This window comes from Cupriavidus sp. 05N39, assembly GCF_056397325.1.
The window spans coordinates 1-20709 of sequence record NZ_JBFTNE010000151.1 but is presented as its reverse complement, the minus strand read 5'-3'; the positions used below and the strand labels follow the sequence as shown (position 1 = coordinate 20709).

Below are 20709 nucleotides of genomic sequence, written 5' to 3'. Positions count from 1 at the left end.
AGCCATTCTCCCTAGCGCCTGCCACCGCCGCCGCGGCCGCCACCACCACCACGTCCGCCGCCGCCGCTGTGGCCACCGCCACCGGCACGTCCGCCGCCGCTGTAGCCACCGCCGCCGCCGCGCCCGGCCGGCGAGGCTTGCGCGCTGCTGCGTCCACGGTCGAAATCCCGCTGCGAGGACGCACCGCCGCCACCGACACCCTGGAAGGCGTTGTCGCGCCCGCCCTGGCGGTCTGCTGCCTGGCTTCGATTGCCCCCTGCGCCGCCGCCCGCGCCACCTCGATCGCCAGCAGCGCCAGCCCGGTTAGACGGCCCGCCGCGGTCCCCCGCACGGTCTCCTGCACGTTCCCCCCCGCGATCTCCCGCTCGATCGGAAACGCCGGCACGATCACCGGCGCTGCCCCGGTCAGCCGCGCCCTGGCGGCCGCCTGCATCGCCGCGGCCCCGGTAATCATTGCGCCCGTCGGCGCCCGGCACACTGCGGCCGAACTTCTCGCGCGAGGCGTTATCGCGGTAGGCGACGCCCTTGCGGTGGCTGGCGTCATGCTGCCACTTCCCATTCTGCGTCTTGGTGCGGTCGAAATTCCGGTCGATGTTGGTGGCTTTGTTGACATTGATATTGACGTCGCCACCCCCCCAATTGCAGTTGCCGAAAATCGCGCCGGCTGCCGCCAGGCCGACACCCCACGCGAAGCCGGTGGCCAGTGCGGCGCCAGGGTAATAGGCTGGGTAGGGGGGCCAGTAGGTGGGCGGGTAGGCCGGATAGCCCCATGCGCCGTACACCACCGAGGGGTTGTATGCCGGCACATAGATGACTTCCGGGCTGGCAGGCTCGATCTTGACGATGGTCTGCCCCGGCTGGCCGGAGACGGTCCCGGTCTCGGTTATCACCTTCTGCTGCTCATTCGATTTCAGGTTGCCCGATTGCTGCGCGCGGCCCCGCAGGCGCTGCACGGCGGCGAGCACGTCGCTCTCCTGCGCGAGGAAGGCATCGCCCAGCTTCTGCGTCCATTCGAGCTTGTCACTCATCGGCTCCAGGATCTGCGGGAAGGCAACCAGCGATTTGACGCTGACATCCCACTTCTCGTTGCTCACCGCCTTGACCGCCGCATCTCCCTTGACGCTGGGGTTGGCCTTGACCCAGCGCGCCGCCTGCACGATCTCCAGCGGGTAGGTCGATGCCATCAGGACCTGCGACAGCACGGAATCCGGATAAAGGGCAATCGGCGCGACCAGCGCCTCGATTTCCTCTGGCTTGAAGGTTGGCGCGGCCTGGTCCTGGGCATTGACAGTGCCTGATGCGAACACCAGTCCAATGAGGAACCACGCGCATATGGTCTGAGCCAGTCGCTTACCACATGGAATCATGGCCGCTCCTCTCGACTGTTCAAAGCACTTGACGGGTGACTAGCGCTTCGCGTGCGAAGGCGCATTGGCCCGGCGCGGCATATGCGCATGTAGCGCAAGGCCTTTGCATCTACGTGCGGGGCATGCGGGGTCCTGGCCAGGCCTTTTCACCGAAGTTGCCGCCGGAATGGGTCGCCGATGGCAACTTACCAATGCGGCACCAACTGAGATGCACTTTCCGCCCGATTCGCCATTTGACCATAGAGCACGGTTGCAATAACTTCAACTACTCCACACCGCTCAGGCCAGACTCCATCGATGGGGCATCGTCATGCCCGACGTTCCTTTGACTTTTTGTGGACCGGGCACCAATACTAGCTCGTGGTCTGCGGATTCGATGTGGCGCGGCAGCCGCAAGCATTCCATCAATGCTGCCAACATGAAGAATTTGAAGCGGGAGAAGATCATGCTAAAGGTGGCCACATCAGTCATGTTTGCGATGGCGATCATTGCTTCACCGGTTTGGGCTCAGACAGCTTCCGGCGCGGGGGGGCAAAGTCATAATGATGCAATCGTGAAGATGCGGCAGGAAGAGGCCGCCGCCAAGAAGGAGTACAAGCGCAAGGTCGCCGAAGCGCAAAAGGTTTTCGACGAGCAGAAGGCGGCTGCGAAAAAAGAGCGTGACGCGGCAATCGCTGCCGCGCACGCCGCAGCCGGGCAGAAATGACTGGCTACCCGGTAGGGCTGCCCGTTCCTGCGTTCAGCCGTTAGCGAGGACCGGCGCCAGGGAGCCATTCGTCTTTGGCGTCACGAGTGACGGCCTTCCCGGGCACGAGAAAACAATATTGACGCGTCATATTGCCACTTGCCCGGAGCATTCGTGAATTCACCGCCGTTATCGGGATCGCGTTGCGCGGCAACGGCCTATCCCGGCGCAACGTGCCGCCAGCTTGCCAGTCACTGCGCGACGGGGTTTCCGCAGCCTGGCGGACTTGCCACCGGGCGACGCCAGGCCACCGGGTCCATGCGCCAGAATTTGCAGAATGTCGCGCCGCTGATGCCCATGTACCCCCTCTTATTCGCAGCACGAGTTCGTCGTCTCCAAGTGAACATGCCCGGTCTCAATGAGGTCTTGGAGGCGCTCCCGGTAAGCAACCCTATCTGATGGGCCGGTGGAGGCCGCAAGCACCGTTATCCCGGGGCGCGAAGTCCCGACCCTACTCTGCGTTGTCCATTGAGCGGCCACCGCCTTATGAGCAAGCCGGATTCATCGTCCCCGCTCCCCGAACCGGGCCGTATTGCGCGCCGGACGAAGGGCGCCGATCAGACCGCCTGGGGCTGGTGGGTGCCGGGATTGCGCACGCTTCGCGAATATCACGTGGCGTGGCTGCGGCACGACATCGTGGCAGGGCTTGTGCTGACCACGATGCTGGTACCTGTCGGCATCGCCTATGCGGTGGCGTCGGGTTTGCCCGGTATCCATGGCCTCTACGCGACTATCGTTCCGCTGCTCGTCTACGCGTTGTTCGGACCCAGCCGAATTCTGGTGCTGGGGCCGGATTCGTCGCTGGCCGCCGTCATCCTCGCTGTCATCCTGCCACTGTCCGGGGGCGACGCGAATCGCGCGGTCGCCCTTGCGGGCATGATGGCGGTCGTGTCGGGGACGATGTGTATCCTGGCCGGCATAGCCCGCCTGGGCTTCATCACCGAGCTTCTTTCCAAGCCGATTCGCTATGGCTACATGAACGGGATCGCGCTGACGGTATTGATCAGCCAATTGCCCAAGCTTTTCGGTTTTTCAATCCAAGGCGAAGGACCGCTGAGAAATCTATGGGCCATCGCCACAGCGGTGATTGATGGAAAGACCAACTGGACCACGTTCACGGTGGGCGCATCCACCCTGGCGGTGATCCTGCTGCTCAAGGGCAGCAAGCGCTTGCCGGGCATCCTGATCGCGGTGGTTGGCGCAACCATCGCCGTTGGCACGCTGGACCTCGCAGCGCGCGGCGGGGTGGCGGTCCTCGGTCCGCTGCCACAAGGCCTGCCAGCGCTCGCCATCCCCTGGATCACCACCGCCGATATCGTCCCCGTTCTGATCGGCGGCTTTGCCGTTGCCCTTGTCTCGTTCGCGGACACCAGCGTGCTCTCTCGTGTCTATGCGGCGCGGACTCGCACCTATGTCGACCCGAACCAGGAGATGGTGGGACTCGGCCTCGCCAATCTGGCTGCGGGGTTTTTTCAGGGCTTCCCCATCAGCAGTAGTTCGTCGCGTACTCCCGTGGCCGAGGCCGCGGGCGCCAGAACCCAACTGTCCGGCGTAGTCGGTGCGCTCGCTGTTTCCTTGCTGCTGCTGGTGGCGCCGGATCTGCTGCGGCATTTGCCCACCAGCGCACTCGCCGCGGTCGTGATCGCATCGGCCATCGGGCTGATCGAGATCACCGACCTGCGGCGAATCTATCGCATCCAGCGCTGGGAATGCTGGCTATCGATCGTCTGTACAGTGGGAGTGGTTGTGCTGGGCGCGATTGAAGGCATCGGCCTGGCCATCGTAGTTGCCGTCATCGAATTTCTCTGGGATGGCTGGCGCCCATACTCCGCGGTTCTGGGGCGCGCCGATGGCGTCAAGGGCTACCATGACATCAAGCGCTATCCCGAAGCACGGCTCATCCCCGGCCTGGTCCTGTTTCGCTGGGATGCGCCCCTGTTTTTTGCCAACGCGGAATTGTTCCATGACCGGGCGCTGGATGCGGTGGCCGCATCGCCCACGCCGGTGCGCTGGCTGGTTGTTTCGGCGGAGCCAGTCACCAGCGTGGACGTGACCTCCGCCGACATGCTTGCCGAGTTGGACGAAGCCTTGCACGCGGCTGGCATCAAGTTCTGCGTGGCCGAGATGAAGGACCCCGTCAAGGACAAGCTGAAGCGATTCGGGCTTTTCGCGCGGTTTGGCGAAGCGGCGTTCTTTCCGACGCTCGGTGCGGCCGTCAGTAAATATCTCGCGACTTATCCGGTGGATTGGGTGGACTGGGAAGACGAGGCTCGCTGAGCGGCATCACTTGCGCATCCGGTCGCCTCCGAGCGGATCCGCGATGATCATCGTGCGATCCAGTACGCCCTGGTCGTCAAAGTAGACACTGAAGTGGGCAGGCAGATAGCCATTCGCATAGAGCCGGTAGGACCATGCCTCGCGCTTCATGAGCGGGTAGTACTGGACAGGCTCCCGCGGCAGGCCAAAGCGCTCGGTCACGTCGCGCTTGGTCCAGACGCCTGGCTTTGCCTCGTAGATCTCTTTCTCAGTCAACATCTGGCGGAAGCTGACGAGCTTTGCGTTCGCGTCAAAATCCGCGGCGTAGACTTCAAATCCCATGGGCTGGTGCGAATAGATCCATCGGGTGGTGCCGTCGGCGAGCGCATAGGTCTCAGTAGGCGCGCCAAAGGTCTCGCGAACGGAGCTTTCCGGGCTGCCGATCATCTGCTGCGCAGTCTGCACGGGTTGCAGGGACGCACAGGCCGACAGCGCAACCGCGGTGCCGGCCAGCCACTGGGCGAAGCGATATTGCATCACCATCCTCCACTGCAGAAGGTAAGGTTACTTTCGACCGGTTCAATCCAAGCATAGTCCATCCGCTACATTCCGGACCCTGCTCCTGCTGCCCCCCTTTGCGCCAGCCCTGATGCTGCCCGTGCTGCCGCGTCGGCGAGGAAACCCACGGAATTGGCAGGTGCTTCAGGGGGGGGCATGCGCGAACTCCACCTGGATATTCATGCGCACGGCGTCGTCCACGGCGGGGAACCATGCTGCCAGGTCGAATTCCCGCCGGCTGACCTCTCCGACCGCGGAGAAGGCAATCGTGTCATCGCGTCGCGGATCTCCGATGGGGCCGGCTGGTGTTACGAGAAGGCTGATCGGGCGCGTGATGCCGCGGACCGTGAGGTTGCCAATAAGGCACCCGCTGCCTTCCCCGGTCCGCACAAAGCGGGTACTGACAAAGCGGATCTCCGGATAGCGGGCCACATCGAGCATGCCGCTGCCCCGGATGAGCGGAGACAGGATGCGCGGGCGCGCCTCGACGCTAGCGGCATCGATGGTCACCGTGACCCGGCCGGAGTCAAAGCCGGCCTGCGTTCCTTCGAGCTGTGCACTCATCTGGTGAAAGCGCATCCTGATCTTTGAGCGCGAGAAGGCGTCGACATCGAGCGTGACGCTAGAGTGTTGTGGCACCAGCACGTACCGATCGGGCCGCCCGGCCGCGTCGGCGGGCTGGGCCTGGATGGCGGCGCCCGCCAGCGATGCGAATGCGGCGAGCATAAGTTTGGCGATCGCGTGCCCGCGCGTGGCCCGGAACCGGAGTGGCAAATCGCGCACGCTTTCTCCTCGGCCGAAGCGTTGTGGTCTGTCTGGGTAAACGCGTGGCGGCCAGGATTTATTCCATTCCCACAGCCGCAAAGGCCGAAAGGGGCAGTCAGGATGGAGCAGGGCGAGGCCGTGTTGCCCGCACCGGCCCCCGCCCGGGCAGGCCGGACGGGGGCCATGGCAAGGCTCTGACTCTTCTCGCGGAGGTAGCTTGCAAACGCGCCTGGCGTCAGGCTCTACTTCTTTTTGCCCTTGTGCTGTTCCCCGCCCGACTTCCGATAGCGCTCGAGATACTCGTCGCGCAGCTTGCGCACACAGCGGCCGATCTTCACATAGTCCTCTTCGTTGAGGTTGGCCAGCGAAACCCGTCCCGACGGGTGGCGCGTACCGAATCCCTTGCCAGGCAGCAGTACCACGCCCGCCTCCGTGTGTAATAGTCGACCACGTTCGGATCCACAGGTTCGGGGGCTGCACCCATGCCACGATACAACGCCGCCTTGCGGCTTCGGATCAACCGCTTCATGGCGTTCTTGTAGCTCTCGGTCGAATCCATCAGGGAAAACAGAGAGAACAGCACCATCTGCACCTGCTGCGGGGTGGAAAGACCCGCCGTGTGGTTGAGCGCCACCGTGCGGCTGTCCGCCACGATGCGATCGATGAACGGCAACTTGTCCGGTTCGGTAGTAATCGATGCGTAGCGATGGTGCAGGTCTTGGCGTACGGCTTTTGGCAAGTTCGAGAGCATTTCATCGAACAGATTCGACTTATGGGTCGCGATCACGCCTAGCCGCCAGCCGGTTGCGCCAAAGTACTTGGAGAACGAGTACACCAGGATGGTGTTCTTCGGGCACATGGCAAATAGCGACACAAAGTTGTCGGCAAAGGTGCCATACACGTCGTCGGTCAGGATGATCAGGTCCGGACGTTCCTTGACGATAGCAGCGAGATAGTTGAGGCTCTCGTCGCTCATTCGCACCGAGGGGGGATTGCTCGGATTCACAAGGAAAAAGGCCTTGACCTTCGGGTCCCGCAGCTTGTCGAGCTCCTTGTCAGGGTATTGCCAGCCAGCAGTCGGATCCGCTTCGATCTTCAGTTCGGCCAGGTCATACTCCTTCAGTTCCGGGATCTCGATATAAGGCGTAAAGATGGGCACGCCCAGTGCGATCGTGTCGCCGGCCTTGAGCAGCCCGTTGACCTTCATCGAATTGAACAGATAAGTCATCGCCGCGGTACCGCCCTCGACCGCGTACAAGTCAAAATCGCCCAAAAAGGGATGCGTGCCGATCATTTCCTTTCGGATGTATTGCTTGACGATCTTTTCGCTAAGCCTGAGCATGCGATCCGGTACCGGATAGTTGCAAGCCAGGATGCCTTCGCACATCTCGTAGAGGAAATCGCCTCCATCATGGCCGAGCTGGTCTCGCACGAAAGAGACGGCGCCTGCCAGGAACCTGACCCCCGGGGTGTCGCGGTGATAACGCGCGAAGAGATCGAAGCGCTCCTCGATGCCAGACCTCCGGGGAAAACCCCTGACGCCTTCCGCGAGGTAAGAAAAGGACCGTTCGGATTCGGTCATGGCAAACAAGCCAAGCTGCCAAAAGCCATGGCGTGGCACGGTTGCAAGGAAGTTGGGATTGCCGCGTCCGGCGTTAAGCATCAAACGGTTCGTGACGCTCCCGGCCAGCTTGATCAACTCATCCTTGAGTTCAAACGGCGAGAGATTTTCCAACTTCGACGGATCTGGCTTACTCATGGCGCATTCCCCCATAAAATGGCGCATAGCGGAGAAAAATAGTCAAGCAACGCATCACGGAATCCATTCTAGTCAATGGCGTGAACTTCAGAATCATGATCCTGTTGCGATCAGCGTCCCATCCGGCGGTCGTAGCTTTGCGAGATACGATCGAGCAGGCCGGGATCGCGCGAGTCACTGGTGTTGAACTGCACGCGCACGCTGCCGTCGGCCTGCTGCCGCACGCTGGCGGTCACGGTGCTGCCGTTTCGCTGGCCCGCGACCGTACCGCTTGCCTGGTCCTGAACGTTGATCGCCACGCCCTGATCGCGCATGGCGTCCGCGGCGGCGGAGAACGAACGGTCATAGCTCGCGGGTACGGTGCCGGCCGGATAGCCATAGTAGGTACAACCCGAGACGGCCAGGATGGCGCCAAATATCAGGGTAGCAAGCAGGTTCTTCATGGTGAGACCTTTCTCCAGCCGGGGCCGGGGTCAAACGTGTTCATTGCCGACGCCTTGGCGGCGCCGTCGGCACCCAGGTCGCGTTCATAGACCTGGCCCTCGTGGCTCACCATGAAGCTCATCACGCCAGTGTCCTGGTAGCGCACGGGCCAGGCGATGACGGCGAATCCGCCGAAGAGCTTGCCGTTGACTACGTAGTCGAATGCGCCGCCCGGCGCGTGCGGGCCTTGCGCTGTGAGGAGCTTGTAGTGATAGCCATAGTAGCCATCCTTTCCGGCATTGCGCGTGCCGGCTCCCTTGAAAGCCGGGCCAAGCGGGCTCGCTGGCTCACCGGCGCGAGTTGGCCAGTACAGTCCGTCCCGCTTTCCGGGGGAACTCGACAGTCTGGGCGCATAGGCGAGTACGGCGCCGCCGTCGTGGGCGGCCAGGGCGTATTCGTTCTGCGCATCGTGGATGGCCAGCATCGTCTGGATCACGGCCAGCTCGTTCCTCCCGACGCGTCGTACACGCATTTCCTCTGCCCCGGCGCGCGTGTCGAACTGCCAGCCGTGGGCCGACTTCACGAGAGGGATGGGCAGGGTCCAACCGTCGTTGCCCACGGCGATGTACGCGCGATGGCCAGCCGGCTGGAGTGCATGGGCACTCCCCCAGGCCGCCAGAAACTGGTATCGGACTTCGGCACCCACGGGCGGTATCAGGTCGCGAAAGTTGGCGCCCAGAAGGCTCTTCATTGCCGCCTCGTCATCATTGAGTACCGCGTCGCCAAATGCCCTCATCGCTGCTTCGGGCGATGCAAACACCTGATTTGCGTGTGCGGCAGGTACCGCCCCGAGCCCCAACAGCAGCGCACTGAGCACGGAGAATACCGTGATGAAGAGCCGGCCTTGACGACATAGCCGAGGTGAGTTCATGCCCGTCTCTCCTTAGCGCCGGCCGCCGCCGCCGCGTCCGCCACCGCCAAATCCGCCCCCGCCGCCACGCCCGCCACCTCCGTAGCCTCCCGCGCCACCACCGCTCGAGCGGTTGAACCCGGAAGACTGCATGCTGGACTGTCCCCGGTTGACGTCGCGTTGCGCGACATTGCCGCCGCCGACACCCTGGAAGGCGTTGTCGCGGCCGCCGAAGCCAGCGCTGTACCGGTCGGCATCCCTGGCGCGGTCGGACGTGCCTGGCCTGTTTGAAGCGCCGGCGCGATCCGACGTGCCAGGCCTGCTTGAAGCTCCGATGCGATCGCCAGTGCCGGCCCTGTCAACAGCCGCGGTCCGGTCGGCAACGCTGGTCCGCCCGCCGGCAGCCCCCTCGCGACCACGGAAGTCCGCGCGCCTGTCGGCGCCGGCCACGCTGCGGCCAAACTTCTCGCGAGACGCATTGTCGCGGTAGGCAACACCCTTGCGATGGCTCGCGTCGTGCTGCCAGCGTCCGCCCTGGGCCTTGTTGCGATCGAAGTGGTGGTCGATGTGGGCGCCACGGTTGATGTCGATGTTGATGTTCCCACCGCCCCAGTTACAGTTGCCGAAGATCGCACCTGCGGCGGCAAAGCCAAGGCCCCACGCGAACCCGCCGAGGAGGGCGCCACCGGGATAGTACGCGGGGTACGGTGGCCAGTAGTAGGGCGGGTAGGCCGGATAACCCCATCCGCCATAGACAATGGTGGGGTCATAGGCGGGGACATAGATGACTTGCGGGTTGGCTGGCTCGATGCGAACGATTGTGGGCGACACCGCCTCGGCCGTTGTCGCCTGCTCCACGATCACCCGTTGCTGCTCATTCGACTGCAGGTTGCCGGATTTCTGGGCCCGCGAGCGCAGGCGCTGCACTGCAGCCAGTACTTCCTTTTCTTGCGCGAGAACGGCGTCGCCAAGCCTCTGCGTCCAGTCGAGCTTGTCATACATAGGCTCAAGGACCTGAGGAAAGGCGACCAGCGACTTTACGCTGACGTCCCATGATTCGCTCGCGACAGCCTGGACCGCGTCATCGCCCTTGAGGTTCGGATGGGCCTTGACCCAGCGAGCGGCGTACACGATCTCCAGGGGATACGTGGAAGCCATCAGCACTTGGGACAGCACCGAGTCCGGGTAGAGCGCGATTGGCGCGACCAATGCCTCGATCTCTTCTGGCTGAAAGGAAGGCGCGGCCTGCTCCTGGGCATTTGGAACGCCTGATGCGAGCAGTGTCCCAACGAGGAACCACGCCCGGAGGGCTTGAGCCAGCCGCTTACCACATGCACTCATGGCGACTCCCCATCGACTGAGCGAGACATGTGCACGAGTCCCCACCCAAGCGGCTGGGGCGAAAGGCTATCGAGATCAAATCGCGCACCGCTAGTTCAGGCGAGAATCATGATGACGACCATGCCCCAGATCGTCAGGAACGTGTTCCCCACGGCATAGGTAACGGTGTAGCCGAGACCCGGAACCTGGCTCTTCGCGGCTTCGCAGACCATACCCAGCGCAGCTGTGGTGGTCCGCGCGCCGGCGCATACCCCCAGCAAGATAGCGGGATGAAAGTGGAATACATACTTGGCGATCAGCATTCCGACAATGAGCGGCACCGACGTCGCAAAGATGCCCCAGAGGAAAAGACTGATCCCAAGCTTCTGCAAGCCAGCGACAAATCCGGGGCCCGCGGAGATTCCGACAACAGCAATAAAGACATTGAGTCCAACCGAGTTCATGAACCAGACCGTAGGCTCCGGTATGCGACCGAAGGTCGGGTGGATTGCCCGGTACCATCCGAAGATAATGCCGGCAATCAGCGCGCCACCGGCCGTGGAAATGGTCAAGGGAACACCGCCCACCTTCAAGACGATTGCGCCGATCAACGCGCCAACAGTGATTGCAAGCGACATGGTGGCCACGTCCGTCACCGAAGTAGGTCGATCGATGTAGCCAAGCTTCTTCGCGGTCGCGTTGATGTCCTGTGTACGTCCAACCACCGTGACGACGTCGGCGCGGTAGAGTTTCGTCTTGGGCAAGACCGGGATCACGGTTTCGGTTGGCCCGCGCTTGATCCTCTTGAGGAACACCCCGCGCGCGCCCGGCCAGCGGGCCAATTCCTGCAGGGTAAGGCCATCCACCTCCTTGTTGGTGACGTAAATATCAACACCCTCTGTCTGGATATTGAGCAACTCCGCGTCTTCGACTTCCCTGCCGCTTGGACCGAGGCGCTCGATCATCTGGTGGCGCTTCCCGCCAATCGCAACAACGTCGCCCGGCTCCAGCCTGGTGCCAAGGTCCACCTCCATGATCTTGCCGCCACGACGAATGCGTTCAACGAAGGCTCTGACGCCTTCTTGCGTGCCGGATTCCAGTTCGCCGACGGACTTGCCGATATAAGGGCTGTTTGGTGCCAGTGAGTAGGCGCGCAGTTCGAATTCGTGCCACTCCGTGCCGGCCGCGCCCGGCTCTCCCGCACCGAGTTCCTTCTCGTAATCCTTGCAAGCGGCCACCAGGTCGATACCCAGCAGCTTCGGGCCGATCTGTGCCAGGATGATTGCCGAACCCACGGTGCCGAAGATATACGTCACCGCGTACGCGATTGGCATGCCGTCAAGCATTTGTTTCGCCTCATCCGGTGGTAAGCCGAGCCGGTTGATCGCGTCGGTGGCCAATCCCATGGAGGCGGAGATCGTTTGCGATCCCGCTAGGAGCCCGGCAGCCGAACCCAGGTCATACCCGGCCATCATTGCTGCTCCGACTGACGATGCCAGGCACAGCACACACATGATCAAGGCAAAGATGGCTTGTGGCACGCCGTCCTTGGCGATGCCGCGTACGAACTGCGGACCCACGCCATAGCCCACCGCGAACAAGAACATGAGAAAGAAGACAGACTTCACATTGGCGGAGATTTTCACGCCCAGGATCCCGATGACGATCGCCACGAGCAGCGTCGACGTTACAGCGCCCAGGCTGAATCCCTTGTAGCTTTTTCCGCCAATCCAGTATCCGATTCCCAGCGCGAGAAATATCGCGATTTCCGGATACGCTTTGAGTGTTGTAACGAACCAAGACATAGCCACCTCCATGAGCTATGGGTAGGTCAAAACGGGCGCATCCGCTCCCGCAGTAGTCCATCGCAATGATTCCTGATGAATCCCGATGGCAAACGCAGGAAACGGATCATCCTGTTTTTCGCCTGAGAGCTTCCAAGGCTTCGGGCTTGAGCAACTCAAGGCCACGCGCCGCGTTGTATCCGTGAATCTTCTTGACATCCAGCTTGCGCATGAAGGCAATGGTTTCCGGCGTGATAACCATGTCGCTGCGCGTATTGTTGATATTGATCTGCACCAGCGATGGTGGCAGGAAATCCGGAAGATGCGACTCACCTTCGTCCTCGATGATCCAGGCCTCTCTATTGTCCCGGTAGCTATTGGAAAGCAGAGCGCTGCTGATGCGCTGCACAATGCGCGCCAGGCCAACCCAGTCCCCGTTTGCCAGGCGCGCCTGCACCAGTGCAATCAAGTGCGGTCCGGGGTATGCGTTCAACTCTTCGATTGGATGTAACTCCTCCAACACAGCAATGGCTTGCTGGCGCAATTCGTCCCCGTTTTGTGCCGGCCGGGCGGCCAAGGCTCGCGCGATACGGTTGAGGGTGCTCCAGCGGTCGATACGTGCGTCCCAGGCGGAGAAGAACTGGTTGAGTCCAAACTTCGGAACCATTGCTTCAGTTGCTTCAGTTGCAGTCATGTCTCGCCTCCATCGTGCGAACGGCACAACATCGGGGCAGATCGCATCCCGCACGACGCCATGCCCTGTTTGGGGTATGTTCGCGTGCGCGATACCGGTTTGGCGCGTAGCGCGGCCTGCAACGAATGGCAACCTCAGTTCGTCAGTGGCGAGGAATGCTCAGCGCGATAGTGCAAGTCAAATATAGTGCGCAATTTGACGATCGGGAGAAAATTCCGGTCGTGGCTGGCGGTTCACTATCCGCTCACTATCCGAGATTCAGCAGCGGCATGGCGTGTCTGCCGAGTGTCAGATGAGGGGGTATGTGTTTCGTCAGACGGGAGACGGGGGTGACGGATCGGGTCTCGCAGCCGTGCTGGTCGGGCTCGCTGCCGCCATGGCGGGAGCCCGCCAACTCGCTGGAAAGCGATAGCAAGACAGCTGGAATGCGCGCCCCTCTTTCACGGCGTGGCGCTTCAATGGCGAGGCGCGCTTGCTGATTGATCCTCAAGCGCAGCGGCGCCGCCCGCTAATAGGGTGCATGGGACGGCGCTCCAGGACACATGCAATGGCACGAAGCCCGGAAGTCTCGCCGTCCGCGCCTGACAATCAGTACGTCTGCCTCAACTCCTGTTCAGGCGGCGCTGAATTTCCAGGGGTTTCAGCTTCGAGATATTCTCATCGAGTTCTTCGAATACCGCCTTCTGGGCCGCTTTGCCCAAGTGCTCGCGCAGCTTGCCGAGAAACTTCGGCGCCGCGGCCAGGCGAAGCTTGTCGTAGCGATGCTCCTGGCCGGCCTGCTCGAGAAATTGCCCCAACATCCTCGCGAACGCATCGTGCTCCCGCTCGATGGGGTCGGTGCGGGGTGGCACGGAATGACCCGGCTCGCCCTTGCCAGCGTAGCGTCCCTGGGCATCCTGGCGCAACTCGCCGTCCCTGGCGCGGCCCAGCGGGTTGATAAAATCCTGAATCTCATGGAAGTCGTTGCCTGTTCCATGGGCCGCGTCACATTTCGCGCCAAGCCGGCGCGCTTCAGTGCCCGGGGGGTAGGTCGCCGGCAGTGCGCTTCGATGAGACGCCCGCCGGTGCCATTCGGGGGTGCGCATGCCTTGGCCATCTTCACCTTTGCCCATCTTGCACCTTGGCCCCATTGTGCTGGCGCGAGGTGCAGCTTTGCCGTCCCATGTCCTGCCCGCACGGGCGCACGCGTATCGCCAGAAGCGGCCGGCAGCCTGTACCGGCAAGGACGCTCGCATGCGAGGATCGCAAGACCCCACATTGGCGGTTGGCGGAGATCACTTTAAACATACCGGTGTCCGGGATATTGCGGAAAGCGCTGATCGATCGGGTTTTCGTGATATCGCGAGAGAATCAGATATCTTCAGAAACGTTACCCGGCAACCATAAGGGAGACCGGGATGACGCGCATCATCATTACTCACATTTCCGGTTCGAAGGCACATCAGATCGAACAGTTTGAAGTTGACCGGTTCGATCAAATAATCCTGGGGCGGGACCCGGCGGCTACTGTCGTTTTCGACCCGCAGCGCGACGATCTGGTGAGCCGCCAGCATGCCGCAATTCAAATCGGGAAAGACGAACCCCCTCGCTATACGCTGGTCGATCTGGGCAGTAGCAACGGTACATTCCATAACGGCCGCGCGGTCAAGGATGAGACGTTGCTGGCGCCGGGCGATAGCATCGAACTGGGCGAGGGCGGACCGCGTCTGACGTTCGACCTTGAGCCGCGGCCCGTTGTTGCACCCGCTCCGACACGCGTGAACGCAAAGGCTGTAGCTGAAACGCGGGTGAGCCGGCCTTCGGTGCCTCCTCTCGGCGTCTCCGCTCAAGCCACGGACGATCGCGTGGGTAAAGAGACAGTGATACGGATGCTGGATCAGCAGAAGCGCTCGGCCGGGCGCAAGCTGCTCATCGGCGCTGGTGTGGTGGTGGTGCTGGGCGCCATCGTTGTCGGCGCATTTTCGCACTTCGGTATCCTGTTCGGGAAAAGTCCCGAGGCAATCGTCGCAGATTTCGGTGCGGCAACGGTGGTCGTGGAGGCCCGCTGGCATATCGTGGACAAGACCACGGGCCGCCCCGTTTACCAGCGCATCTGTATCGTCGAAAACCTGCGGCTTCCCTGCTTTATCCAGATCGATAACAGTCCCATTCAGCGCTGGCTGACGACTGACGACGACGATCATCGCGGCATTCCAATTGAAGTGGGTGGACGCGGCAGTGGATTTGTCGTCAAGGACCAGGGATTTATCCTGACGAACAAACACGTCGCCCAGGGGTGGAAGGTGCCGGGCTGGATGGACTTCGACTCGAATGGCGGCATACTGATTCGGGTCTCGACGGCTGGCCAGGGTGAAGTCAGCCTCGCCCGGATTAACCCAAAGGCCTTCAGGCATCTCAAAGGCTGGGACTTTGACCACCCGGTGAGGTTGATAAGGCCAAACTTCGCCGTGCCGGGAGGCATGGCGCTTGGCACCATGTCCATGGCCGTTCTCGAGGGGCGCAATGAGAACCTGGCGGTGCGCTTTCCCGATACGCGGGATAGCATCGAGGCACGTGTCGTCAAGTCGTCCGCCGAAGCGGACGTGGCGGAGATCAAGATTGATGCCACACGCAAATTGCCTACCATCAACCTTGCCTCGGTGGGTTCCCGGCCACGCGTAGGCGAGCGCGTGACGGTGCTCGGCTATCCAGGCATATCCGAGGAAAAGCACGCGATCGTTCAATCGAGCGAAGGCGGAAACATTGCCAATCTCGTCGAATTGATTCCTCAGCCCACGGTAACGGAGGGCATCATCGCGAAGGTCGGCGACACCGTCAAGGCAGAGAAGAATGTTCAGACCTACGATGACCTCGGCGACGTCTATCAGCTTACGGTGACCGCCACGGGCCACGGCAACAGCGGGGGCCCGGTGTTCGACCGCGACGGCAAGGTGATCGGGCTGTTTACCTATTCCCGTTCCATGGGCGACGAACGCGTCACCTTCGCAGTGCCGATCAAGTACGGACTCGACTTGCTGCTTAACTGAGCTCACCGGGAACGCTTGCCATGYGCGCAGACCAGACTAGTCCAGCGGATCGATCCCGGCTTGCGGTCAGGTGCGCGATGCTGAGCGATGTAGGTTGCGTCCGCGGGCGGAACGAAGACGCGGTCGGCTGCATGATTCCGCGCGAGGACGATCCGTTCGCGCGTGCCGGTGCGCTGGCTGTTGTGGCGGATGGCATGGGTGGGCACGCAGCAGGCGAGGTGGCTAGCCAGATTGCGTTGCGCACGGTACTCCACGAGTATTACCGTAGTGCGCCCGTGCCGGCGGCTGCACTGACAACGGCGTTTGTCGTTGCCGATCAGGCTATCCGTGATCGTGCCGCCGCCGACCCCGGTTGCGATGGGATGGGAACCACCTGTAGCGCGGTCGCCATTGTTGATGGCCTCGCATATATCGCCCACATCGGCGATAGCCGGATCTATCTCCTTCGCCAGGGCGCGTTCCGGCAATTGACCCAGGACGACTCGCTCGTCGGCAAGATGTTTCGCGATGGACTGCTGACGGCGGAAGAAGCCAACAGGCACCCGGACAGGAATGTACTTCTGCGGGCGCTTGGGGCACCGGACCATGCGCCGTCGGTTTCGCCCGAAGGATTTCCGCTGGCGCATGGCGACGTCCTGATGCTATGCACCGACGGCATATTCGGCCAGGTCGACGACGCTACGATTAAGTCCTTGCTCATGAAGCTTGACCCGGTCGATGCCTGTCGCAAGCTGATTGAACTCGCGCGCATGGCGGGCGGGCTGGATAACGCGTCGGTTGCGATCTGCAGTTTGCAGCGGCAGCCGGCAACCGGTAGCGAGTCGGTTCGCTCAACGCGCGAGACCCGTCCTTTCTGAAAGCAACATTAATGGTTTTGATGGACTCGCCATGTCAGCCAGGCAGATAGGCCACTACGAGATTCGCACCCTGCTGGGGCGCGGCGGGATCGGCGAGGTCTATGGCGCCTTCGACACCGAACTCGAGCGTGATGTTGCCATCAAGACCCTGAGGCCGGAGCTAAGCCTCGACAAGGCATTCCTGGAGCGCTTTCGCGCGGAGGCCACCAGCCTTGCCAAGCTGAACCACCCGAACATCACGACGCTGTACGCGCTGTTCAAGGACGCCGATACCTTGTGCATGGTGATGGAGCTCGTTCATGGCCACACACTTGAGACCGTCCTGCAGCGCATCGGCCAGTTCACCGTGCGGGACAGTCTCGCGGTGATCATCCAGGCCATCATGGGTCTGCGCTACGCGCACAAGATGGGCGTGATTCACCGCGATATCAAACCATCGAACCTGATGTTGACGGACAGCRGCACGCTGAAGATCATGGATTTTGGCATCGCGCGCATTCAGGGTTCGCAACGCCTCACGCAACAAGGCGACATCGTCGGCACCCTGGCCTACGCGTCTCCCGAGCAATTGCGCGGCCATGAGGGCGACGGCAGAAGCGACCTGTATGGCCTTGCGACCGTCCTGTACGAACTGATCTCCGGGCGGCTGCCTTTCAACGCCACCAGCGACTATGAATTGATCCGCGCGCAGGTGGAAACGCTGCCTCCGCCTTTGGCCTCGCTATGCCGGGATCTCGACCCGGGCGTTGAAAGGGCGCTGATGCGGGCGCTTGCCAAAGCCCCCGAAGAACGGTTCGACTCGGTAGAGGACTTTGGCCGTGCCCTGGGGGCTGCTTCGCTACTTGCTGATGCGCCTGATATCGTCAGCGAAGGCGTGCTTCAGAGGTTCAATGCGCCCGATCTCAAGACCACCCGCGTCGAGAGCGTGAGCTCAAGCATCGACACAAGCGTCAACCCAAGCGTAAACACAAGCCTGAACGCGGGAGCCCAACTGCGCGTCGATGAGGATGTCGCTCGACACGCTGGGCCACATCCCGCACCGCCGACAACTGCGGACGAATCGCATTCCCGGCAGGTTGAGCAGGCTCCAACCCGCAGCACGGCGGTCAGGCCGGAGCCGGTGCGACCGGGGCCGCGGCTTCGCGTTGCGGGTCTGGGCGCGGCTGCCGCCGGGCTCGTCGTAGGTGCCGGAATACTGTTGATGGCATTGACCCGGCATCCGCAGCCGACGCCCCCGGCACCCCCGCCGGCGTCGAATGTGCCGCCGCAGGTGTCCGTGGCTGAGCCACCCGTGCAGGAACAGCCGATCGATCTTCCGCCGATCGCGCTGATCCCGAAGCCTTCTTCCCCCCCGGCAGGGCCGGGTGGGGGTAATCCCGCGTCGCCGCGGGCCAAGCCAGACCTTGAGGGAACCGTGGCCCAGGTGCTGGATTCGGGAGCGCTGATCGTCGGCGGGAAAATTGTCAATCTTTCCTCCATACGCGGCGAAGACGGAAAGCCTGCCCAGGCCATGCAGCGCTATCTCAAGGGTAAGGGCAACCAGCTCCAGTGTTTCGCCAAAGACAAGGCCTTTCAGTGCTTCGCGGATGGAGAAGACATTGGCGAGCACGCTCTCCGAAACGGCTGGGCTCGCGCAAGGGACGGCGCGCCGGCGCAATATGCCACTGCCGAGCAGGACGCGCGACGCGCGCACGTCGGTGTCTGGGCAATGTAGTCAAGGGGGGGGCGATTCCGCCTGACTGTCAAAGGATAAACGCAATGAACAAATGGACTCTAGCAATTGCCTGCACGGCAACCGCAAGTGCGGTTCTTGCGGGGTGTGCGCAGGGCGATTCGACAGGCATGAACAAGACCACTTCGGGTGCGCTGATTGGTGCTGGCACGGGTGCTGCGCTTGGCGGGATCTTTAGCCATGGCAATGCGGGCGCAATAGTCGCGGGAGGCATGGCCGGCGCCCTGCTTGGCGGCATCATCGGCAGAGAGATGGATGAGCGAGACCGCGAAGCCCGCCAGGCCGCATTGAAGCAAACCTTGCAGACCGCGGAGAACAACCAGCCAAGGACCTGGCGTAACCCGAAGACGGGGAATTCCGGCACCATCAAGCCGCTCAGCGGATACACGAAGTCCGCAAGCGCGCAAACGTGCCGGAACTTCACGGAGACTTACGTAAAGGAGGGGAAGTCTTACGAACAGACTTCGCGCGCGTGCCGGAATGCAAAGGGAGAGTGGGAGCTGGCCACCCAATAGTGTCTTTCGGGATCGAATTTCATGGAACGGTGCGCGCCCTCCTCGCCGTGGTGCCTGGTTCTGGCAATTGGGGCGATCGGCATCTGGGTTCTAAGCGCAGCCGCAGAGCGCGGCGGGTCGCCCGATGACTTCGCCGGCGATATCAAAGCTGTGGGCGCACAAAGACACGCAAATCCCGGCCACGGAAAGGACAAGAGCCATGACGGGATGCTTCGCAGCGGCACGGCATTCTTTGTGGCGCAGTCCGGAGAGATGCTCACCAGCGCGCACGTCGTGCGCGGCTGCCGGCAGATCGATGTCTGGCCAGCCGACCTGAAGAGCGTGCCCGCATCAGTTGTGGCCATCGACGAGCAGCGAGATCTGGCGCTGCTCGCAACGAACCGTCCAGTGGAAATGGTGGCGCGGCCCATTGCCAAATCCGTCCGCCGGGGCGCGCCGGTCTATACGATCGGCTTCGGCCTCACGCCATCGACGCCGCTTGTGCCTGTCATGACGCGAGGGTCCGTGCGCGGCATTGTGCAGCCTGAGGGCCATCGGCTTCTGGTGCTGCGCGCTGCGCTGCATGAGGGCAATAGCGGAGGGCCGGTTGTCGACGCGCAGGGTGAGTTGCTCGGCATGGTCGTGGGACGGTACACGGACAAGYCTGAACTCAGCGTCGCGGTTCCAGCGCAGGACCTTGCACAGTTCCTCCACTCAATGTCCATCGCGCCGGCGCCGCCCGCGCTTCAGGCTCCGGAGCTGAAGCCCGGCACAAGGCTCAGGCAGATTTCGGCTCTCGTTCAATGCGCCGAGTAGATGCCCTGGGAAATGCCCTCGGAGAGGCATGGCGAATGCCGTAGCATACCTATAATGAATGGCGAGGATTGTGGCGATGCACAGCACGAGCGTGGAAGCGCGCAAGTACCTGGAGTTTCAAAATGGCAAATGTCACGCGTTTCGCTTTCGGTACGCACCGGTTGATCCCCCTGTTAATCGCGGCGCTTTCCATCCTCGCTGCCTGGCCGTCCGCCCGTGCAGGCGAACTCTTAATGAGGGAACAGGACATTAGCGTTGAGTCGATCACCAATGCCTTGACTCCGCAGGATGCGGATGACCGGAACGAGACACTCGGCATCGTGCACCGTGATGTCCCCGCGACGCAGGAACTCGGCAGCGCGGCGAAAAGTCCGTCCGCGCAGTTGCTGATCACATTCAACAGCAATTCTTCGAGGCTGACCGCAAGTGCCCGTGCGGCGCTCGGCAAGGTCGCCCGCGGGCTGCAATCGGCAAGGCTCTCCTCATACAAGTTTCGTATCGAAGGGCATGCGGACCCGCGCGGCCCGGCGGATGCCAACCTGAAGCTTTCCGAGAGCCGCGCCGCGGCGGTGGCGGAATACCTGACGCTGGAGGGCGGCATAGCCGCGGACCGTCTGACGCCGGTGGGCAAAGGCGCTACCGAGCCACTGAATATGCAGAACCCCACCGCCCCCGAGAATCGTCGTGTGACCATCGTCACGGTGAAGGAATAGTCGCTGCATGTGGGCTCACGCTGTCGCTGAGCGGCGACTGCGCCGACTTTGCCGAGGCCGGCGGGGATCCAGCCATCGCGGGTGATGGGGCAGGGCGGTCGTGGGACAGCCGGGCAGCAGACGTACCGCGCATCGCCTAGTCTTGCGTTGTGGTAACAGCCAGGAGAGTGCTATGAACGAAGAGACCTTCAACCTCAGCATTCGCAAGTTCCTCAAGGTCGTCGGCGTGAGCTCGCAGCGGGAAATCGAGCAAGCGGTATCCAGCGCGCTCGCGGCCGGCACCGTCACCGGCACGGAGCGTTTGCCGGTCGTGGTTACGTTGGAACTGGCGGCTTTGCAAGTCAAGGTTCAGTTTGACGGCGAGATTCAGCTTGAGTGACGCCGGCTGTCCTCCGACGCTTTCGCTGATCGCAAGTGGCTAAAGGGGCTCCCACAAGAATTTCCCAGAAAAAGCTTGCAAGCTTAGTGGGAAACCCTTAGTATTCGGTCC

The 20709-nt window shown here is 62.4% G+C and carries 18 protein-coding genes and 1 pseudogene; 9 read left to right on the top strand and 10 right to left on the bottom strand.

The features are described from left to right. Positions 1-11 precede the first annotated feature (11 nt). The gene (locus AC1DN0_RS37920; protein ID WP_477104499.1) at positions 12-1367 is read right to left on the bottom strand and encodes a DUF3300 domain-containing protein; all 1356 of its coding nucleotides are present in this window, start codon (positions 1365-1367) and stop codon (positions 12-14) included. Positions 1368-1677: 310 nt separating this feature from the next. On the opposite strand from AC1DN0_RS37920, the gene AC1DN0_RS37915 reads away from it, so the two are divergent. Together AC1DN0_RS37915 and AC1DN0_RS37910 are read left to right on the top strand one after the other, a co-directional pair. Further along, complete coding sequence (locus tag AC1DN0_RS37915; RefSeq protein WP_477104498.1) at positions 1678-2073, top strand: hypothetical protein; 396 nt, start codon at positions 1678-1680, stop codon at positions 2071-2073. Positions 2074-2598: 525 nt separating this feature from the next. Next, positions 2599-4389 (top strand): SulP family inorganic anion transporter, encoded by a 1791-nt coding sequence (locus AC1DN0_RS37910; protein ID WP_441635600.1) that lies wholly within the window; start codon positions 2599-2601, stop codon positions 4387-4389. 6 nt (positions 4390-4395) lie between these two features. Here the strand turns inward: AC1DN0_RS37910 and AC1DN0_RS37905 are convergent, their stop codons facing one another. The 9 genes and pseudogenes from AC1DN0_RS37905 to AC1DN0_RS37865 all read right to left on the bottom strand — a co-directional run bounded on the left by AC1DN0_RS37905 (position 4396) and on the right by AC1DN0_RS37865 (position 13666). After that, positions 4396-4905 (bottom strand): hypothetical protein, encoded by a 510-nt coding sequence (locus AC1DN0_RS37905; protein WP_441635598.1) that lies wholly within the window; start codon positions 4903-4905, stop codon positions 4396-4398. Between the two features lie 165 nt (positions 4906-5070). Beyond that, positions 5071-5652 (bottom strand): YceI family protein, encoded by a 582-nt coding sequence (locus AC1DN0_RS37900; RefSeq protein ID WP_477111999.1) that lies wholly within the window; start codon positions 5650-5652, stop codon positions 5071-5073. A gap of 281 nt (positions 5653-5933) precedes the next feature. After that, a pseudogene (locus AC1DN0_RS37895) lies at positions 5934-7450 on the bottom strand (bifunctional aspartate transaminase/aspartate 4-decarboxylase). A gap of 110 nt (positions 7451-7560) precedes the next feature. Continuing rightward, positions 7561-7893, bottom strand: a complete 333-nt coding sequence (locus AC1DN0_RS37890) for a hypothetical protein (RefSeq protein ID WP_477111998.1) — start codon at positions 7891-7893, stop codon at positions 7561-7563. Next, positions 7890-8804 carry a DUF2950 domain-containing protein gene (locus AC1DN0_RS37885; protein ID WP_441635592.1) on the bottom strand — a complete coding sequence of 305 codons (915 nt, stop codon included), beginning with the start codon at positions 8802-8804 and terminating at the stop codon, positions 7890-7892. The genes AC1DN0_RS37890 and AC1DN0_RS37885 overlap by 4 nt, the downstream gene beginning before the upstream one ends. A gap of 12 nt (positions 8805-8816) precedes the next feature. Then, positions 8817-10124, bottom strand: coding sequence for a DUF3300 domain-containing protein (locus tag AC1DN0_RS37880; protein ID WP_477111997.1), 1308 nt, complete (start codon positions 10122-10124; stop codon positions 8817-8819). Between the two features lie 95 nt (positions 10125-10219). After that, positions 10220-11908 carry an aspartate-alanine antiporter gene (aspT, locus tag AC1DN0_RS37875; RefSeq protein WP_477111996.1) on the bottom strand — a complete coding sequence of 563 codons (1689 nt, stop codon included), beginning with the start codon at positions 11906-11908 and terminating at the stop codon, positions 10220-10222. A 106-nt stretch (positions 11909-12014) separates the two neighbouring features. Beyond that, entirely contained in the window at positions 12015-12581 is a 567-nt protein-coding gene (locus tag AC1DN0_RS37870) for a hypothetical protein (RefSeq protein WP_477111995.1), read from the bottom strand. A gap of 602 nt (positions 12582-13183) precedes the next feature. Next, positions 13184-13666 carry a host attachment protein gene (locus AC1DN0_RS37865; RefSeq protein WP_477146469.1) on the bottom strand — a complete coding sequence of 161 codons (483 nt, stop codon included), beginning with the start codon at positions 13664-13666 and terminating at the stop codon, positions 13184-13186. Between the two features lie 312 nt (positions 13667-13978). Between AC1DN0_RS37865 and AC1DN0_RS37860 the strand changes: the two genes are divergently transcribed. From AC1DN0_RS37860 to AC1DN0_RS37830, 7 genes are all read left to right on the top strand, one after another. Next, on the top strand, positions 13979-15607 hold the full coding sequence (locus tag AC1DN0_RS37860; protein WP_441635582.1) for a trypsin-like peptidase domain-containing protein: 1629 nt from the start codon (positions 13979-13981) through the stop codon (positions 15605-15607). A 77-nt stretch (positions 15608-15684) separates the two neighbouring features. After that, entirely contained in the window at positions 15685-16464 is a 780-nt protein-coding gene (locus tag AC1DN0_RS37855) for a PP2C family serine/threonine-protein phosphatase (RefSeq protein ID WP_441635580.1), read from the top strand. A gap of 31 nt (positions 16465-16495) precedes the next feature. Beyond that, positions 16496-18178 (top strand): protein kinase domain-containing protein, encoded by a 1683-nt coding sequence (locus tag AC1DN0_RS37850; RefSeq protein WP_477146468.1) that lies wholly within the window; start codon positions 16496-16498, stop codon positions 18176-18178. A 44-nt stretch (positions 18179-18222) separates the two neighbouring features. Then, positions 18223-18711: an RT0821/Lpp0805 family surface protein gene (locus AC1DN0_RS37845; protein ID WP_441635576.1), complete on the top strand. Its 489-nt coding sequence runs from the start codon at positions 18223-18225 to the stop codon at positions 18709-18711. 21 nt (positions 18712-18732) lie between these two features. Then, positions 18733-19506: a S1 family peptidase gene (locus tag AC1DN0_RS37840; protein ID WP_477146467.1), complete on the top strand. Its 774-nt coding sequence runs from the start codon at positions 18733-18735 to the stop codon at positions 19504-19506. A 122-nt stretch (positions 19507-19628) separates the two neighbouring features. Next, on the top strand, positions 19629-20219 hold the full coding sequence (locus AC1DN0_RS37835) for an OmpA family protein (protein WP_441635572.1): 591 nt from the start codon (positions 19629-19631) through the stop codon (positions 20217-20219). 172 nt (positions 20220-20391) lie between these two features. Continuing rightward, on the top strand, positions 20392-20598 hold the full coding sequence (locus tag AC1DN0_RS37830) for a DUF6494 family protein (RefSeq protein ID WP_441635570.1): 207 nt from the start codon (positions 20392-20394) through the stop codon (positions 20596-20598). Positions 20599-20709: the final 111 nt, after the last annotated feature.

Coding starts and splice junctions, on each gene's coding strand:
- AC1DN0_RS37890 (WP_477111998.1), bottom strand. CDS start 7,893: ATGAAGAACCTGCTTGCTACCCTGATATTTGGCGCCATCCTGGCCGTC.
- AC1DN0_RS37910 (WP_441635600.1), top strand. CDS start 2,599: ATGAGCAAGCCGGATTCATCGTCCCCGCTCCCCGAACCGGGCCGTATT.
- AC1DN0_RS37870 (WP_477111995.1), bottom strand. CDS start 12,581: ATGACTGCAACTGAAGCAACTGAAGCAATGGTTCCGAAGTTTGGACTC.
- AC1DN0_RS37860 (WP_441635582.1), top strand. CDS start 13,979: ATGACGCGCATCATCATTACTCACATTTCCGGTTCGAAGGCACATCAG.
- AC1DN0_RS37915 (WP_477104498.1), top strand. CDS start 1,678: ATGCCCGACGTTCCTTTGACTTTTTGTGGACCGGGCACCAATACTAGC.
- AC1DN0_RS37885 (WP_441635592.1), bottom strand. CDS start 8,804: ATGAACTCACCTCGGCTATGTCGTCAAGGCCGGCTCTTCATCACGGTA.
- AC1DN0_RS37905 (WP_441635598.1), bottom strand. CDS start 4,905: ATGCAATATCGCTTCGCCCAGTGGCTGGCCGGCACCGCGGTTGCGCTG.
- aspT (WP_477111996.1), bottom strand. CDS start 11,908: ATGTCTTGGTTCGTTACAACACTCAAAGCGTATCCGGAAATCGCGATA.
- AC1DN0_RS37865 (WP_477146469.1), bottom strand. CDS start 13,666: ATGCGCACCCCCGAATGGCACCGGCGGGCGTCTCATCGAAGCGCACTG.
- AC1DN0_RS37845 (WP_441635576.1), top strand. CDS start 18,223: ATGAACAAATGGACTCTAGCAATTGCCTGCACGGCAACCGCAAGTGCG.
- AC1DN0_RS37830 (WP_441635570.1), top strand. CDS start 20,392: ATGAACGAAGAGACCTTCAACCTCAGCATTCGCAAGTTCCTCAAGGTC.
- AC1DN0_RS37855 (WP_441635580.1), top strand. CDS start 15,685: ATGCTGAGCGATGTAGGTTGCGTCCGCGGGCGGAACGAAGACGCGGTC.
- AC1DN0_RS37835 (WP_441635572.1), top strand. CDS start 19,629: ATGGCAAATGTCACGCGTTTCGCTTTCGGTACGCACCGGTTGATCCCC.
- AC1DN0_RS37880 (WP_477111997.1), bottom strand. CDS start 10,124: ATGAGTGCATGTGGTAAGCGGCTGGCTCAAGCCCTCCGGGCGTGGTTC.
- AC1DN0_RS37900 (WP_477111999.1), bottom strand. CDS start 5,652: ATGCTCGCCGCATTCGCATCGCTGGCGGGCGCCGCCATCCAGGCCCAG.
- AC1DN0_RS37920 (WP_477104499.1), bottom strand. CDS start 1,367: ATGATTCCATGTGGTAAGCGACTGGCTCAGACCATATGCGCGTGGTTC.